Here is a 1396-nt window from a genome sequence, read left to right as displayed (position 1 = left end):
AGAAGGACCACGCCGACGGGCAGGTTGACCAGGAAGATCGCGGGCCACCCGAAGGCCTCGACCAGGACGCCGCCGGCCAGGGGATCGTCGTGATGGAGCGGATCGAGGGCGAGACGATTCCGCGCCGGATCCTGCGCGACCCGGCGCTGGCGGACGTCCGGCCCCGGCTCGCGGCGCGGTGCGGGGAGATCCTCGCCGCCGTCCACCGGATTCCGCCGGCCGAGGTCGGCGCACTGGAGGCGGGCGACCAGCTCACGCTGTGGCGGGAGATCCTCGCCGCGATGCCCGAGCCCTACCCGGCGCTGGAGTTCGCGCTGCGCTGGCTCGACCGCAACCGTCCTCCGGCGCGTCTGCCGGTGGTCGTGCACGGCGACTTCCGCAACGGGAACCTGATCATCGGGCCGGACGGGGTGCGCGCCGTCCTGGACTGGGAGCTGGCGCACCTCGGCGATCCGCTGGAGGACCTCGGCTGGCTGTGCGTGCGGGCGTGGCGGTTCGGGGCGGACGCTCCGGTGGGCGGCTTCGGCGGCTACGACGATCTGGTGGCCGGGTACGAGCGCGCGGGCGGCGGCCCGGTGGACCGGGACGCGCTGCGCTGGTGGGAGATGTTCGGCACCGCCCGCTGGGGCATCCTCTGCGCCGTCCAGGCCGAGCGGCATCGCGGCGGCGCCGAGCGTTCGGTGGAGCTGGCGGCGCTCGGCCGGCGCGTCGCCGAGAACGAGTGGGACCTGCTCCGGATGCTCCCCGGCGCGTGAGCCTCCCGGCGTCCCTCAAAGTAGTCAGGCCGAGCCGGTGAGGTGCGCGTAGACGATGAGGTTGTCCCGGTAGGAGTGCTCGTCGCGGTCGTACCGGCCGCCGCAGGTGATCAGCCGGAGTCCGGCGTACCGGACGTCCCCGTACACGCGACTGCCGGGAAAGCCCCATTTGGGGACTTGCTCGACGGCGTCCACGCGGAACAGCGCCGTCCGGCCGTCGGAGCGCGCGACCTTCACGACCGCGCCCGGCCGCACCGTGTGCAGCCGGTAGAAGGCGGCGGGTCCGCTCCGGTCGTCGTAGTGGCCGAGCAGGACGGACGAGCCGCGCGCTCCCGGCGGCGGGCCGCCCCGGTACCAGCCGACGCGGCCGGCGGCGTCGAACGGAGGCACCTCGACGGTCCCGTCGCGGTTCTGGCCGACCGGCATCACGGCCGCGCGGACGCCCGCGGCCGGGATCTCGACGCGCTCGGGGACGGCGGCGGGCAACTCGGTGCCGTCCGGGATGCTCCACAGCGCGCGCGGGCCGCCGAAGTCGCGGTAGCGCTCGGCCTCGGCGGGGGAGCGGACGCCGTGGCCGACGGCGACGGCGCCGAGGACGGCGAGGCCCCCGGCGACCAGGTAGGCGCGGCCGGGCATGCGGC

2 protein-coding genes are annotated in these 1396 nt (G+C 75.7%); one reads left to right on the top strand and one right to left on the bottom strand.

From position 1 onward, the window contains the following. Window positions 1-755: phosphotransferase family protein (locus tag AB0J52_RS40660; protein WP_500188563.1), on the top strand; the 755-nt coding region annotated here is incomplete at its 5' end. A 24-nt stretch (window positions 756-779) separates the two neighbouring features. On the opposite strand, the gene AB0J52_RS40655 is transcribed toward AB0J52_RS40660, so the two are convergent. Continuing rightward, a complete protein-coding gene (locus tag AB0J52_RS40655; RefSeq protein WP_500188564.1) occupies window positions 780-1391 on the bottom strand; it encodes a class F sortase in 612 nt (203 codons plus the stop codon). Between the last annotated feature and the right edge of the window lie 5 nt (window positions 1392-1396).

It is taken from the genome of Spirillospora sp. NPDC049652, assembly GCF_040675125.1.
GTDB lineage: Bacteria > Actinomycetota > Actinomycetes > Streptosporangiales > Streptosporangiaceae > Spirillospora.
This window is presented reverse-complemented; position numbering and strand designations above follow the sequence as displayed.

Bases quoted from the DNA above. Each gene is read 5' to 3' on its own strand.
- AB0J52_RS40655 (WP_500188564.1), bottom strand. From the start codon at position 1,391: ATGCCCGGCCGCGCCTACCTGGTCGCCGGGGGCCTCGCCGTCCTCGGC.